The sequence below is a fragment of the Pseudomonas sp. E141 genome (genome assembly GCF_052659885.1).
The window spans coordinates 1,102,748-1,117,802 of the sequence record NZ_CP084024.1; the positions used below are offsets into that span (position 1 = coordinate 1,102,748).

Here is a 15,055-nt window from a genome sequence, read left to right on the forward strand (position 1 = left end):
CTGTTCGGTCATTGAATCGACGCCAGCGGGCGACGGGCCAGGGATGCATCCCGGCCATCGGCCCGCTGACCCCAGCAGCCTATCAAAGCGAGGCGAGGAACATGTCCGTAGCCGGGTCTTTGCCGGAGGTGCGACTTTCCTGGTCCTTCTCGACCTGCGCCATCGCCGTCTTGTCCTGCATGCGCTGGGCAATCTCCTGACTGACCGCCAATTGCTTCTCGGGCGGCATCGCCTCGAACTCTTCCTGGGTGATGCCCATTTCTTCAAGAATGCTGTCGCGCAGACGCTCTTCAGGCGTCTTGCTCATGTAGTCCTTGAATGCGTCCAGAGCAGAGCTGCCCTGTGCCTTGGCCTCATCGGAGGCTGATGAAGCAACGGTCTGCAACTGAACCCGGGTCTTGGCAAACGCTTCATCAACCTTGTCGCTGATGGCGGTGGCGGCATTGACCTGCTGTGTGGCTTGTCGCGCGATCGAAGCCTGCACCTGCGTGCTGCCCTGGCTGGCCTGAGCCTGGACGTTATCGCGCAATGCCTGCAGCGCGGCGCTTTGCAGGCCGCTGGCGGCTTCTGCGGTGGGATCCTCGCCCGGACGCTTGGGCAGCAAAATCATCGTTTGCTGTTGTGCACTGACCAACATGATGGATACCTGCGGTTATGGCTGAGCCATGTGCAGGAGCAAATCCCATGCCGCCGTCGCGAGCCCTGGATCCAAAGGACTGTGTAGCATCTGTCGGCGATCATGGCGGCCAATCCTTGCCGTCGGACGGCATGGATCGACCGCACATGACCGTCGGGCTCAGGTACTTTCGCGAACCTTGAGTTCAAATCCCATGTCCACCACCGGCTGAGCGATGCGGTTGCCGGCCATCAACGTGAGCATCTGTTCGGCGGCGCGCTGGCCGATGGCTTCCCGTGGCGTGCTGATGCTGCTCAGGCGCGGCACCATGTGGGCCGAGGCGGGCAAATCGTTGAAGCCCAGGACCGCAACCTGTTCGGGAATCTTGATGCCACAGCGCAGGGCTTCGAACAGCGCGCCGTGGGCCAGGTCGTCGTTGCCGAAGAAGATTGCATCGACGTCCGGATGGCTGGCGAGTAACTGCAGGAACAGTTCGCCGCCCAGGCCCACCGAGGATGGCCGTGGGGTCAGCAGTTCCAGATCCGGGTCGTACAGGCCGGCTTTCTGCAAAGCACGGCGAAAACCTTCGCCACGCAGCAACGTGCGCTGGTCCAGTTGCGCGCCGACATAGGCCAGGCGCTTGCGACCCCGGGAGATCAAGTGCTCGGCCGCCGTCTCGCCGGCCTTGAGTTGCGAAAAGCCGACGCAGTTAAGGCCCGCACCGGGGTCCAGTTCCATCATGTACACGCAGGGAATGTTGCTGGCCTCGATCATGCGCCGGGCGCTTTCGGTACGGTCGAAGCCGGTCAGCAGCAGACCGCGTGGCTGATAGGCCATGTAGTTGCGCAGCAGGTCTTCTTCTTCGTCCCGGGAATAGTGATAGTTGCCGATGACCACTTCGAAGCCCTTGGGCCTGAGCACACGATGAATGGCTTCCAGGGTGTCGATGAACAACAGGTTGGACAACGACGGCACCAGCACCACCACCGAATGGCTCTGGGCCGAAGCCAGGGCGCGGGCGGCGGGGTTGACCACGTAGTTCAGGTCGCGGGCGGCCTGGCGGACTTTTTCCACCAGGCTTTCGGCAACGGTGCTGACGCCGCGCAGGGCACGGGAGGCGGTGATAGGACTGACACCGGCCAGGCGTGCGACTTCGTTGAGCGTGGGGCGACCGGTGGTGCGGGTATTCTTATCGTTTTTAGTGACGGTCATCAGGGCGGCTTGCCAAACAAAAATCAAGGCACTAAGGTAGCGCTGTCTCGACGCGGCTGCAAATGCGTGAGCGGGGTTTGCCTGAGCCCTGACCGTTAGCGTTGTGAACGAACATGCTGCAACCACAAAAATGACAAGAAGGCGTCGGCAACTTCTGCTTTTGCTCTGGTGTCACAACTTGCAAAGGTAGCGCTGTCTGCGCGCTGAGGTGTTACATGAATAATCCCATCACCGCCCTGGTCATCATGGGCGTTGCCGGTTGCGGCAAGACTTGCGTCAGCCAGGCCCTGTGCCAGTTGAGCGGCGCCACCGCCATTGAAGGCGACACTTTCCACCCTGCGGCCAACATCCAGAAGATGAGCGCCGGTATCCCCTTGAACGACGACGACCGTGCCGGCTGGCTTGACAGCCTGTGCGACGAGTTGCGCCGTGTCGATGCGATGGGCGAGCGTCCGGTGCTGACCTGTTCGGCCCTCAAGCACAGTTATCGCGAGCGTCTGCGCAGTGCCTTGCCGGGCCTGGGCTTCGTATTTCTTGAGTTGACCCCTGAAGTGGCCGCCGACCGCGTGTCCCATCGTCCGGGGCATTTCATGCCGTCGACCCTGATCGACAGCCAGTTTGCCACCCTTCAATCCCCTGTTGGCGAGCCCCTGACCCTGGCTCTGGACGCATCCAGCCACAGTGTCGATGAACTGGCTCATCAGGCTTACGTCTGGTGGGTGGATCACGGTTTGAAGCTGGCCAGTTGAGTTGCAAAAATTTTGCGTCAGAAAGATAGCGCTGTCCCGACGGCTTACAAATAACCGCTTCAATAACAACAACAAATCAGGAGACACCTCCCATGTTCGGCATGTCCCACGAGACGTTTCTGCTGCTTGATGCAGTGGTTACGGTGATCGGACTTATCGTCCTTATCACCAAGTTCAAACTCCACCCGTTCATTGCACTGACCATCGCGGCCGCTTTTCTGGGCCTGACCTCGGGCATGCCGATCGGCACCATCATCAAGGCGTTCCAGGACGGCTTCGGTGGCGTGCTGGGCTTTGTCGGCATCATTCTGGCGTTGGGTACGATGCTCGGTAAAATGATGGCCGAATCGGGCGGGGCCGATCAGATCGCCCAAACCCTGATCCGCGCCTTCGGCAAGGATAAAGTGCAGTGGGCCATGATGTTCGCCGCCTTCCTGGTGGGCATTCCGCTGTTCTTCGAAATCGGTTTCGTGCTGCTGATCCCGCTGGTGTTCATCGTGGCGCGTCGCACCGGTGTCTCGATCATCAAGATCGGTATCCCGCTGCTGGCCGGTCTTTCCGCGGTCCACGGCCTGGTGCCACCGCACCCGGGCCCGCTGCTGGCGATTGGCGTATTCGGTGCCGACATCGGTAAAACCATTCTCTATGGCCTGATCGTGGCGCTGCCGACGGCCATTATTGCCGGGCCGATTTTCGGTACATTCATTGCCAAGCATATCCCCGGCCATCCGAATCAGGAGCTGGTGGACCAACTGGCACGTGAGACCGATTCTGCCGATCTGCCGAGCTTCAACATCACGCTGATCACCGTGCTCTCGCCGGTGTTCCTGATGCTGCTCAAGACCTTTGCCGATGTGGTGTTGCCTGAAGGCAATTTCTTCCGCACCTTCATGGACCTGATCGGGCATCCGATTTCTGCACTTCTGTTGGCATTACTGCTGTCGCTGTACACCTTCGGCTACAAGCAGGGCATCGGTTCGAGCCAGATACTCAAGTGGCTGGACGCGAGTCTGGCACCGACTGCGGCGATCATTCTGATCATCGGTGCAGGCGGTGGCTTCAAGCAGATGCTGGTCACCAGCGGTGTGGGTGATGTGATCGGTCACATGGCGGTGAGTGCGCAGATTTCACCGATCCTGTTGGCCTGGCTGGTGGCGGCGGTGATTCGCATCGCCACAGGCTCGGCGACCGTGGCAACCATTACGGGTGCCGGGATCGTGGTACCGGTGGTCGGGATGATTCCGGGTGTGAACCGTGAGCTGCTGGTCCTGGCGACCGGTGCCGGTTCGCTGATCCTGTCTCACGTCAACGATGCTGGCTTCTGGCTGGTCAAGCAGTACTTCAACATGACCGTGGCCGAAACCTTCAAGACCTGGACCGCGATGGAAACCATCCTGTCCGTGGTAGCGCTGATCTTCATCCTGTTGCTGTCGCTGGTGATCTAAGCGACGACGCATCACCCATTGTGGGAGCGAGCCTGCTCGCGATAGCTCACTGACCGTCAGCAACGAAGTCGACTGTCATGCCGCTATCGCGAGCAGGCTCGCTCCCACATTGGCTTCTGGTGATCTGAAGATCCAGAGTGGGAGCAAACTCCCACATTGATTTTGGTGTCAGGCGTTCGGTTTGCTGACCAACCCATCCGCCCGGAACATCCCGCGAATGCCGCGAACGGCCTGGCGAATCCGGTCCTGGTTTTCGATCAGTGCAAAGCGCACATGATCATCGCCATACTCACCGAACCCCACCCCCGGCGAGACGCAGACCTTGGCTTCGGCCAACAGTTTCTTGGCAAACTCCAGCGAACCCAAGTGTGCATAAGCCTCGGGGATCTTGGCCCAGACGTACATCGACGCCTTGGGGTTTTCCACCATCCAGCCCAGTTCATGCAGGCCCTTGACCAGCACATTGCGGCGCTGGCGGTACTGTTCGGCGATATCCCGCACGCACTGCTGATCGCCTTCAAGCGCGGCGATGGCCGCCACTTGCAGCGGTGTGAAGGTGCCGTAGTCGTGGTAGCTCTTGATCCGCGCCAGGGCGTTGACCAGTTCCGGGTTGCCCACCATGAAGCCGATACGCCAGCCAGCCATGTTGTAGCTTTTGGACAGGGTGAAGAATTCCACGGCGATGTCTTTTGCACCCGGTACCTGCATGATCGACGGGGCTTTCCAGCCGTCGTAGACGATATCGGCGTAGGCCAGGTCGTGAATCACCAGCACGTCGTACTGTTTGGCCAGGGCGATGACCCGTTCGAAGAAATCCAGCTCCACGCATTGCGCGGTAGGGTTGGACGGAAAGCCCAGGATCATCATTTTCGGCTTGGGAATCGAGCCGCGAATGGCGCGCTCCAGCTCGTCGAAGAAATCCACCCCCGGCACCAGTGGCACCGAACGCACCTGGGCGCCGGCTATCACCGCGCCGTAGATGTGGATCGGATAGCTGGGATTGGGCACCAGCACGGTGTCGCCCTGGTCCAGGGTCGCCAGCATCAGATGCGCCAGGCCTTCTTTGGAACCGATGGTGACGATGGCTTCGGTTTCCGGGTCGATGTCCACCTCGTAGCGGTCCTTGTACCAGCGCGAAATGGCGCGGCGCAGGCGCGGTATGCCTTTGGAGGTGGAGTAACCGTGGGTGTCTTCACGCTGGGCGACGGTGACCAGCTTTTCCACGATGTGTGGAGGTGTGGCGCCGTCGGGGTTACCCATGCTCAAGTCAATGATGTCTTCGCCGCGCCGACGCGCAGCCATCTTCAGCTCGGCAGTGATATTGAATACATACGGGGGGAGTCGATCGATGCGCGCAAAGCGGCGCGGCGAACCTTTGTTGGCCATTGTTGCCTCGAGATACGTGAGCGCCCGGAACCGTCCGAGCGACGTTGGCCACTGCGGTGGCCTGCGGCGCAAGATAAAGGGGCTGATGGCCAATTGTCCAGTAGCGGCGCGCAACTATTTTCGACGACACTGTCGATCCGCTCAGGGGACTTTCAGTAACACCTGCGCACTGTACGACTCGCCCTGTTCAAAAAACGAATGGACTGAATGATGGAATTTTCCAGCGGTTTCCTGCTGAGCCTTTCTTTGTGCCTGGACATTGGCGTGGCCAATATCGCGATGATTACCCTGGCCATGCAACGTGGCTATTTCCAGGGTTTCGCCCTGGGCCTGGGCACATGTGTGGGGGACCTGGTCTACGCGGTCCTGGCCTTGGCCGGCATGACGGTGCTGCTGCAATACGAAACGGTGCGCTGGGTGCTGTGGATCGGCGGCTCGGTGGTGCTGCTGTATTTCGCAGCGAAGATGATTCATTCGGCGATCTATCACCATGCGGCGTTGGCCGAGGCTGGCGAGGTGCGGAGTCATTCATCCGGGCAGGAGTTTTTTCGCGGGATTTTCCTGGCGATGTCGTCGCCCAGTGCCATTCTCTGGTTCGCGGCGGTGGGCGGTACATTGATCGCTCGCTCGGGCGGCGGAACGATCCTCAGCTCGGCGCTGTTCCTGAGTGGATTTCTCTGTGCCGGACTTCTCTGGTGTGCAGGCCTGTGCCTGGCAGCAACCCAGGGTGGCAGGTTGCTGGGGGATAAACTGTTGCGCTATTGCTATTGGGCATCGGCCGCCATCTTCTGCTATTTCGCGGTGTACGTGATTGTTTCTGGCTACAACGAGTTTATCGGGAAAGTGGTGCCGGCCGTTGTGCCTGGACTCGGATAAGCGAAACGGGCCTGGCAATCTTCATCAGGCTTCTATACTGCAACACCCGACCTCACGTTTCTGGAGTGTTGACGCATGGAAAAGCACGAACCCGATAACGCAGCCGAACCACGCTTCGAACACGGACGCTTTCAGATTATCGCCGGTTTTGGTGGCTGTTTTACCCCGGACACCGCCGAGGATATCCCGCTGCTCTGGGAAAAGTTTTTGCCCTGGCTCGGTAAAGTGCCAGGGCAGAAAGACGAGGTCACCTATGGCGTGTGTTGCAACCCGGACGGGAAGGGTGGGTTTGAATACATTGCCGGCGTGGAAGTCAGCCGGCTCGATGATTTGCCTGAACAGTTGCGCTGGATCGAAATACAGCCTGCGCACTACGCAGTGTTCGAACACAAAGGCCCGTTGAAAGCCCTGCCGCAGACGTTCCACTACATCTGGAAAGAGTGGCTGCCGCGATCCGGCCACACAGCTGCCGAGGCCCCGGAGTTCGAACGCTACAGCGAAGACTTCAACCCCAGGACCGGCGAAGGCTCTCTGGAAATCTGGATTCCTCTCAAACCGAGCTGATTGCCATCCTCTCGGCAATGCAAACCGGTGGGAGCGAGCCTGCTCGCGATAGCGGTGCCATATCCAACATCAATGCAAGCTGGCCCACCACAATCGCGAACAGGCTCGCGCCCACAGACAGGTTATCTCCTGGTCAAAACACCAGCCCCATCCGCCGCTCATAACCGATGCGGCCCTTGTACGCTTCGCCACTGTCGACCCAGCCCAGCCGGGTATACAGGCCGATGGCCGAGACATTATCGGCGTCGACCGAAAGCTCCAGTCCTCTGATTTGCGGCCATGCCGCCCGAGCCGCGGCAGGAAGCGCTTGCAGGCAGGCCCTGCCGTAACCCTTGCCCTGGGCCCGATAATCAACTTGCAGGGCGTGCAGGGTGGCGCTGTGTTCGTTGGCCCAGGCGGGCAGTACTGGCGGGCGCTTGAGTAACAGGAACGCCACGGGCACCTCGCCAGCCAGCAACGCAAACCCTTTGACGCCAGGGCCGGGCCTGGACAACAGCGTGTGCAGTGCGCCGTGGATATCGCCGGCGAACTTGATCTGTTCGGGGTGGATTTCGATGGCTTCGACCTGCGTGCGCTGCAGCTCGGTGAGGTCTTCGTAGGGTACGAGCTGAGCGGTCACAAAAGCATCCGTTGTTTGCCGACAGAATGGGCCTGGGATTCTAGCGAATTTTTTTCTTTGAATTATTTTTGTTTGGGTTGTCGATTCGCAGTTTCTCTAAACGACAAAGGGTGTCTTCAACAAAAACCTGCGGAGAATCACCATGAATACCCAAACCACCGAAACCGAAATCAAGGCCTTGATCGAGACTTATCGCCAGGCTGTCATGGAAAAAAATGTTGAAAAAGTCATGGCGCTCTATGACGACAACATCGTTTCGTTCGATGCCATCCAGGCCCTGCAATTCAAGGGCAAAGTCGCTTACCGGGCCCATTGGCAGGCGTGCATGGAGATGTGCCCTGGACCGCACAAGTTCGACTTCCATCAGATCGAGATTACCGCAGCTGACACGATCGCCTTCGCTCACTGGCTGGCCTATTGCGGCGGCACCAACGACAAAGGTGAAGAGCAGGCTTGCTGGATGCGCACGACCGCTTGCTATCAACGGGTGGCCGGGCAATGGAAGATTGTCCACGAACACTGGTCCGCGCCGTTTGATCCGATGGCCGGTACGGTGATGTTCGACCTGCAGCCCTGATCGTCGGTTTTTTCGCTGAGCGCTTTTCTGCGGTCCATAGTTGATCAGTTCGATCACGGAGCTTTCCATGAAGTACTTATGCCTGGTCTATAGCAACGAGCATGCGCTGCACAACTCACCCGACAGCCCGCAGGACGCTGAATGCATGGCCTACGCCGAGTCGATCCAGGGCAGCGGTCGTATGATTGCCGCCGAGGCCCTGGAGTCGGTGCAGACCGCTACCACGGTGCGCATGCGCGGCGGCAAGTTGTCGATCACGGACGGTCCGTTTGCCGAGACCAAGGAGCAACTGGCGGGCTTCTACCTGATCGACGCCAAAGACCTGAACGAAGCCCTCCAGGTCGCCGGCAACATTCCGGCGGCCCGGGTCGGCTGCGTCGAGGTCCGACCGGTACGCCAACTGAATCCCTGAACAACAATCACAAACAGGATTTCATTCATGAACCTCAAACCTGCCGCGTTCGAGTTATCCATCAGCCGGGTGATCGACGCCTCGCGTCAGAAGATTTTCCGCGCCTGGACCGAGCCGGCGCTGCTTGTCCAATGGTGGGGACCCCACGGCATGACTACGCCGGAGTGCGAAATGGAGCTGTGGGTCGGTGGTCAGTTTCGCACCCTGATGCGTGCCCCGGACGGCAGTGAGTATCCGACCATGGGCGTGTTCCTGGAAATCGTCGCCCCGCAGCGGCTGGTCTTCACCGATGCGTTTGTGCCCGGCTGGATCCCCTCCGGCAAAGCCTTCATGACCGGCGAAGTGTTGCTTGAGGAGATGGGCGATAAAACCCTTTACACCGCCCGCGCCCTGCACTGGAACGAAGAAGACCGCCAGGCCCACGAAGCCATGGGCTTTCATGACGGCTGGGGCCAGAGCCTTGACCGGCTCGAAGCGCTGGTGACCCAGGGCATGCCCGACTGATGTCGGCCGAAGAAGTCAGCGCACGGGTCGAGCAGGTTTATCGGCAAGACTCGCGGCGCATCCTGGCGACGCTGATTCGCCTGCTGGGGGATTTCGACCTTGCTGAAGAGGCCTTGCACGAGGCCTTCTTCATCGCGGTCGAGCGCTGGCAGCGCGACGGTGTGCCGGACAATCCTCGGGCCTGGCTGGTGTCGGCCGGGCGCTTCAAGGCCATCGACAGTTTGCGCCGGCGCGCTCGCTTCGCGGCGAGCCGGCCGATGCTGATTGCCCAGCTCGAAGAACTGGAGCAGAGCGACTGGAGTGATGAGGACGTGGAAGACGATCGCCTGCGGCTGATCTTCACCTGTTGCCACCCGGCCCTGGCCGCTGATGCCCAGGTGCCGCTGACGTTGCGGGAAGTGTGCGACCTGACCACCGAAGAGATCGCCCGGGCTTTTCTCGCCGCCCCGGCGGCCATCGCCCAGCGCATCGTGCGGGCCAAGGCAAAAATTCGCGATGCGAAGATCCCCTATCAGGTGCCGTCCCGCTCGGAACTGCCCGAGCGGCTGGACAGTGTGTTGCGCGTGATCTACCTGGTATTCAACGAAGGCTATTCGGCCTCGATGGGGGCTGAGGTGACGCGTGAAGATTTGACCCGCGAAGCCATCCGCCTGGCCCGCCTGTTGATGGAGCTGTTGCCTGAAGCCGAAGTCATGGGTTTGCTGGCATTGATGCTGCTGCACGAGTCGCGGCGGCGAGCGCGAACCTCTCCCAGCGGTGAACTGATCCTGCTGGATGAGCAGGACCGATCCTTGTGGGACGCCGACATGATCGCCGAAGGCTGCGCCCTGGTGGAAGCCGCGCTCAATACCCGAAGGTTCGGGCCTTATTGCCTGCAAGCTGCGATTGCGGCAGTGCATGCCGAAGCCCCCACGGCGCAGGAGACCGACTGGCCGCAGATCGTTGGCCTCTATGATGTGTTGCTGCGTGCGGTGCCTTCGCCGGTGATCGAACTCAACCGCGCCGCGGCCCTGGCCAAACGCGATGGACCGCAAGCGGGCTTGCAGCGGATCGACGCGATTCTGGACCGGGGCGAGTTGCTCGATTATCACCTGGCCCACTCGGCGCGGGCAGAACTCTGTCGGCAGTTGGGACGCGTGGAGGAGGCGAGGGCGGCATATCGACGCGCGCTTGAATTGACTCAACAATTGCCGGAGAGGCGGTTTATCGAGGGGCGGCTTGCGGGGTTGCAGTGATGACCACAAGCGATGAAATTTCCTGTGGGAGCGGGCGTTGTGGTGTGCATCGTATTTATGAACAGCCGAAACCACTGTGGGAGCGAGCCTGCTCGCGATAGCGTCATGTCAGTCACATTGCTGTTGGCTGAAACATCGCTATCGCGAGCAGACTCGCTCCCACAGGGTTTTATGGCTTGGCTGACGGGCATAACCCGTCAGTCAACCAGCCTTGATCAGAACTCGTGATCAGCGCTGTCCGGGTTCAGGTCGCTGATGCCCAGTTTGCCCGCGGCCTGTTCGATCGCGCCGGTCTGCTTGACCAGTGCGGCAATGGCGTCGCGCACGACCTGGTTGCCAGCGGTGTTGCCCGCAGCGATCAGTTGGTCGTAGTGCTCACCCTTGTTGGCGTGATCGACCATGACTTGGATCTTGGCTTCGGTGTCGGCCAGGTCGGCCTTGAGGGCGTTGTCAGCGGCCGGGTCAGCCTTGGCCACCAGGGACGACAGGCTGGCGCCGGTCATCTTGGTGCCGTCGACGCGGGTGTATTCGCCCAGGTAAACGTTGCGCACGCCTTTGGCATCGTAGAAGTGCGAGTTGTGGGTGTTGTCGCTGAAGCAGTCCTGCTCGTCTTCTGGCGAGTTGGCTTCCAGGGACACCTTCATGCGTTCGCCCGCCAGTTCGCCGAGGGACAGGCTGCCCATGCCGAACAGCATCTTGCGCAGGCCGGTTTCGGCAGGCTCGGCTTCCAGGGTGGCGCGGTAGTTGTCAGCCACGTTTGGCTTCCAGTTGCCGACCATTTCTTCCAGATCGCTGACCAGCAGTTGGGTCACGGCCTTGAGGTAGGCGCGACGACGGTCGTTGTGGCCGCCAGTAGCACCGGCGCCTTCCAGATAATCGGAAGCCGGACGCTTGCCGGCACCAGGGCCGGTGCCGTTGAGGTCCTGGCCCCACAGCAGGAATTCGATGGCGTGGTAGCCGGTGGCGACGTTGGCCTCGGAACCGCCCAGCTCGTTCAGGCTGGCGAGTTTCTCCGGGGTGATGTCTTTCACGTCGACCTTGTCTTCGCCTACCTGGACTTCGGTATTGGCGATGATATTGGCGGTGGCGCCCGGGTTACCCAATGCGTGCGCGTAGGAGGTGTCGACGTAGTCGATCAGGCCTTCATCCAGCGGCCAGGCGTTCAATTGGCCTTCCCAGTCGTCGATGATGGTGTTGCCGAAGCGGAACACTTCGCTTTGCAGGTAAGGGACGCGCGCAGCGACCCAGGCGGCCTTGGCGGCGTTGAGAGTCTCGTCGTTCGGTTTGGCCAGGAACGCATCGATCGCGGTTTGCAGGGTTTTCGCGGTGGATTCGGCATCGCTGTAGACCGCATGGACGATGTCGGCGTAGTGCGCGACAACGGCCTTGGCAGCGGCTTCGTCGATTTTGCCGGCTGCGGCTGGGGCGGCGGTGCTGGCTGCAGGCGTGGGCGCTTGCGGCGCGGCGGCCTTGTCTTTGCCTTCGCCGCAACCGGCGAGGGAAATAGCGATGGCCAGCAAACTGGCGGTAGCCAGAGGCATACGAATCATGGCGAACATCCTGCTTCGGTGATGGATGGGACAGGCGCGAGGTGCGCAAAGCTGCGACATAATGCGAAAGATTTGCATTATGTGTAAAGGGTTGTAGCTGTAAATATTTCTTATTTGTGATGCGGCGCGGGCAGCCTTCCGTAGGCGCCGCCGAGCGAAGCGAGGCGGCGATCTCTGCCCAGACGCTTGAGTCTCAAGCGAACAAACCAAAGAGCGCAGGCTTCGCCAACTCCGGCAGAGGCATGACTACCCGAGGAGAAAGAATCAGATGATGGAGACTTTGCTGCGCTGCGCCTGCTTGAGATAGATGCCCAACTCCCGTGCCGGCAGCGGTTTGCTGTAGTAATACCCCTGACCTTCATGGCAGCCCTCGGAGATGATGTAGGCTTCCTGCTCGACCGTCTCAACCCCCTCGGCGATTACCTGCATCCCCAGGCTCTTGCCCAACTGGATGATGGCCCGGACGATGGTCGCGTCATCCTCGTCATCGAGCAGGTCCTGGACGAAGCTCTTGTCGATCTTGATCTTGTCCAGCGGCAGGCTCTTGAGATAACTCAGGGACGAATAACCGGTCCCGAAGTCATCGATGGCAATCAGCGCGCCGGAGCGGCGCAGGCTGAGCAAGTGCTGGGCGGCTGTCGTGATGTCTTCCATCAGGCCGGTTTCCGTGACCTCCAGCTCCAGGCTGCGCGGCGGCAGGCGGTACATCTGCAGCAAGTTGTTCACCACCCGCGGTAGTTCGGCATGGTGCAATTGTACGGTGGACAGGTTGACCGCCATGCGCAGGTCAACGAAGCCCTGGTCATGCCATTCGCGCAACTGTTTGCAAGCCTGATCCAGGACCCATTCACCGATGGCGATAATGGTGCCGTTCTGTTCGGCCAGGGGAATGAACAGGTCCGGCGGCACGAGGCCGTGTTCGGGGTGATGCCAGCGAATCAGCGCCTCGGTACCCACCACTCGCAGGTCGCGATAGCTGACCTGCGGCTGGTACACCAGGCTGAACTGCTCGAGGAGCAGAGCCTCGCGCAGGTCTTTTTCCAGCTCGCGACGGCGGCGCATTTCACTGTCGACGCTGGCGATGTAGAACTGGTAGCGATTGCGCGACCGGGCCTTGGCCAGGGTCATGGTCTGCTCGGCTTTCTGCAATAGCTTCTCGGTGCTGTCCCCGTCCTCGGGAAAGAGGGTGATGCCGATGGTCGCCCGCAGGCGGATTTGCCGATCGTCGAGGACGAACGGCGCCTCCAGGTCATCGAGGATGCTCTGGGCCAACTCGGCGGCTTCGTAAGGTTGTTCGATATCGGCCTGGACCAGGGCGAACTGGTCGCCCCCCAGTCGCGCCAGCGCGCCAAGGCGGCCGCTGTGGGCTCGCAGCCTATCTGCCAGGGCCAGCAGCAACTGGTCGCCGGTTTGATAGCTGAACTGTTCGTTGATGCCCTTGAAGTCATCCAGCCCCACACACAGTACGGCCACCCGGCGTTGCAAGCGCCCGGCATCCACCAGGATCTTGTCCAGTTGCTGTTGAAGCTGTTGACGATTGGGCAGGCCGGTAAGGAAGTCATATTGGGCCATGCGCAGCAGGCTGTTTTCCGCCTCGTGGCGCAGGTGTGTATTGCGCTCGATGGAGGCGAGCAATTGGTTGGCGGTGTTGATCCAGAGCCCCAACTCATTTTGTTCGTGGCCGCGTAGCTGCGGGATCTTGTGTTCACTCGGCCGGTCGGGGTTGATTTCGGTCAGGTGTTCGATGATCCGCGACAGTGGTTTGGTCAGCAGCCAGTGATAGACCAGGTACAACACCAGGCCCATCGCCAGGGCTCGCAACATGCCCGATATAAAAATGATTACAGAGTTGACGATGAAACTCTGGCCGTAGGTGGCGGTGTCGAGAGTAATGCTCAGGTCACCGTAATATTCACTATAAGGCCCGCGACCCACCAGTTGCGTGGTGAATGTGCGTTCCTTGCCAAGGATCAGGTCGGTCAGCCAGCGACTTCCAGAGTGCTGCAAAGGCCGGGTTTTTTCGGCGAGCATGGTCTCGTGAGGGTGACCGATAGAAGCCATGCGCACCGCTTGGTCCTGAAACAGCCCCTCGATCACTTGCATGCCCATCTCCCGGTCAAGGCTATAGACGGCCTGGGTCGAAGGGTCGCGGAACATATCAAGAATTCGTTGGGCATCGCTGGCGACGGCATGGTCGGTTTTGTAGGCATCGAAAACGATCTGGGCGCAGCTCAATACCACGCCGACGATCAATGCCGAAAGGAGCACGACCCGGAGCAACTTCACAGACAAGCTGTTCTTGAGTTCCAGCTTCAAAGAGGGGGTTCCTTGTTCCGTGCGAGTAGCGTCAAGTTGCCATGAGTATTGGCAATCCTGTGATGTCAGTCAAAGGGACAATCAAACACAAGGGTCTTCGCCTGAAACCTGGCCGTTATACGGTGTTTCCAGAGTTATTGCTCTACGACCATTGTGTCGGATGGAAGGGCCCCCAACTTGAGGCCTGGGTTTGATTTTTGTTGGATTTCAGACACGAGGTAGGGGGCCGGACAAGATCCGAGGGCTTTGTGCCAGCTAAAAAAAAACCCGGCAAAGCGCCGGGTTCTTTTGTCTGGCATTACGGATCAAGCGGTGAAGGTCTTGCCTTCGAACTGCTCGGCCACGAACTTCCAGTTGACCAGGTTCCAGAACGCTTCGACGTATTTCGGACGAAGGTTGCGGTAGTCGATGTAGTAGGCGTGTTCCCAAACGTCGCAGGTCAGCAGCGGGGTGTCGCCGCTGGTCAGCGGGTTGCCGGCGCCGATGGTGCTGGCCAGGGCCAGGGAACCGTCAGCCTTTTTCACCAGCCAGCCCCAACCGGAACCGAAGGTGCCGACGGAAGTCTTGGTGAATTCTTCCTTGAACTTGTCGAACGAGCCGAACGCACTGTTGATGGCGTCGGCCAGCGCGCCGGTAGGTTGACCACCGGCGTTTGGCGCCAGGCAGTTCCAGTAGAAGGTGTGGTTCCAGACCTGAGCGGCGTTGTTGAAGATACCGCCCGAGGAAGTCTTGACGATTTCTTCCAGGGTCTTGCCTTCGAACTCGGTGCCAGGTACCAGGTTGTTCAGGTTCACGACGTAGGTGTTGTGGTGCTTGTCGTGGTGGAATTCCAGAGTCTCTTTGGAGATGTGCGGCTGCAGTGCATCGTGTGGATAAGGCAGCGGCGGCAATTCGAAAGCCATGGTGATTCTCCTAATCAGGTCAGTTGCGGTGAGCGCAAGGCCGATCACGGGCGGCCAGACTAGCGCCGGGGAGTTTGTACTCATTGCGGCGC

Annotated in this window: 15 protein-coding genes; 8 read left to right on the top strand and 7 right to left on the bottom strand. The window is 60.1% G+C overall.

Annotation, left to right across the window (positions count from 1 at the left end):
* Positions 1–82 precede the first annotated feature (82 nt).
* Both GKKCFE_RS04985 and GKKCFE_RS04990 read right to left on the bottom strand, forming a co-directional pair.
* Positions 83–637 (bottom strand): hypothetical protein, encoded by a 555-nt coding sequence (locus GKKCFE_RS04985; protein ID WP_047228340.1) that lies wholly within the window; start codon positions 635–637, stop codon positions 83–85.
* A 159-nt stretch (positions 638–796) separates the two neighbouring features.
* A complete protein-coding gene (locus tag GKKCFE_RS04990) occupies positions 797–1,828 on the bottom strand; it encodes a LacI family DNA-binding transcriptional regulator (RefSeq protein ID WP_047228339.1) in 1,032 nt (343 codons plus the stop codon).
* 215 nt (positions 1,829–2,043) lie between these two features.
* Here GKKCFE_RS04990 and GKKCFE_RS04995 point away from each other — a divergent pair, with 215 nt between their 5' ends.
* Entirely contained in the window at positions 2,044–2,577 is a 534-nt protein-coding gene (locus tag GKKCFE_RS04995; protein WP_076386036.1) for a gluconokinase, read from the top strand.
* A 92-nt stretch (positions 2,578–2,669) separates the two neighbouring features.
* Positions 2,670–4,022, top strand: a complete 1,353-nt coding sequence (locus GKKCFE_RS05000) for a GntP family permease (RefSeq protein ID WP_047228337.1) — start codon at positions 2,670–2,672, stop codon at positions 4,020–4,022.
* Between the two features lie 168 nt (positions 4,023–4,190).
* On the opposite strand, the gene alaC is transcribed toward GKKCFE_RS05000, so the two are convergent.
* Complete coding sequence (alaC, locus tag GKKCFE_RS05005; RefSeq protein WP_445577549.1) at positions 4,191–5,408, bottom strand: alanine transaminase; 1,218 nt, start codon at positions 5,406–5,408, stop codon at positions 4,191–4,193.
* A gap of 210 nt (positions 5,409–5,618) precedes the next feature.
* On the opposite strand from alaC, the gene GKKCFE_RS05010 reads away from it, so the two are divergent.
* Both GKKCFE_RS05010 and GKKCFE_RS05015 read left to right on the top strand, forming a co-directional pair.
* A complete protein-coding gene (locus GKKCFE_RS05010) occupies positions 5,619–6,284 on the top strand; it encodes a LysE family translocator (protein ID WP_445577550.1) in 666 nt (221 codons plus the stop codon).
* Positions 6,285–6,359: 75 nt separating this feature from the next.
* Positions 6,360–6,848: a GyrI-like domain-containing protein gene (locus GKKCFE_RS05015; protein WP_047228334.1), complete on the top strand. Its 489-nt coding sequence runs from the start codon at positions 6,360–6,362 to the stop codon at positions 6,846–6,848.
* A 133-nt stretch (positions 6,849–6,981) separates the two neighbouring features.
* Here GKKCFE_RS05015 and GKKCFE_RS05020 read toward each other — a convergent pair whose 3' ends face one another.
* Entirely contained in the window at positions 6,982–7,467 is a 486-nt protein-coding gene (locus tag GKKCFE_RS05020) for a GNAT family N-acetyltransferase (protein WP_160891760.1), read from the bottom strand.
* A 142-nt stretch (positions 7,468–7,609) separates the two neighbouring features.
* On the opposite strand from GKKCFE_RS05020, the gene GKKCFE_RS05025 reads away from it, so the two are divergent.
* The 4 genes from GKKCFE_RS05025 to GKKCFE_RS05040 all read left to right on the top strand — a co-directional run bounded on the left by GKKCFE_RS05025 (position 7,610) and on the right by GKKCFE_RS05040 (position 10,195).
* Positions 7,610–8,044, top strand: coding sequence for a YybH family protein (locus GKKCFE_RS05025; RefSeq protein WP_445577551.1), 435 nt, complete (start codon positions 7,610–7,612; stop codon positions 8,042–8,044).
* 67 nt (positions 8,045–8,111) lie between these two features.
* Complete coding sequence (locus GKKCFE_RS05030; protein ID WP_092397118.1) at positions 8,112–8,456, top strand: YciI family protein; 345 nt, start codon at positions 8,112–8,114, stop codon at positions 8,454–8,456.
* A gap of 27 nt (positions 8,457–8,483) precedes the next feature.
* Positions 8,484–8,960: an SRPBCC family protein gene (locus GKKCFE_RS05035; protein WP_047228330.1), complete on the top strand. Its 477-nt coding sequence runs from the start codon at positions 8,484–8,486 to the stop codon at positions 8,958–8,960.
* A complete protein-coding gene (locus GKKCFE_RS05040) occupies positions 8,960–10,195 on the top strand; it encodes an RNA polymerase sigma factor (RefSeq protein WP_305467639.1) in 1,236 nt (411 codons plus the stop codon). Before GKKCFE_RS05035 ends, GKKCFE_RS05040 begins: the two co-directional genes overlap by 1 nt.
* Before the next feature lie 215 nt (positions 10,196–10,410).
* Here the strand turns inward: GKKCFE_RS05040 and GKKCFE_RS05045 are convergent, their stop codons facing one another.
* From GKKCFE_RS05045 to GKKCFE_RS05055, 3 genes are all read right to left on the bottom strand, one after another.
* Positions 10,411–11,745 (bottom strand): imelysin family protein, encoded by a 1,335-nt coding sequence (locus GKKCFE_RS05045; RefSeq protein ID WP_047228328.1) that lies wholly within the window; start codon positions 11,743–11,745, stop codon positions 10,411–10,413.
* 264 nt (positions 11,746–12,009) lie between these two features.
* Complete coding sequence (locus GKKCFE_RS05050) at positions 12,010–14,061, bottom strand: putative bifunctional diguanylate cyclase/phosphodiesterase (RefSeq protein WP_076386027.1); 2,052 nt, start codon at positions 14,059–14,061, stop codon at positions 12,010–12,012.
* A gap of 305 nt (positions 14,062–14,366) precedes the next feature.
* Entirely contained in the window at positions 14,367–14,963 is a 597-nt protein-coding gene (locus GKKCFE_RS05055) for a superoxide dismutase (protein WP_047228326.1), read from the bottom strand.
* Positions 14,964–15,055 lie beyond the last annotated feature (92 nt).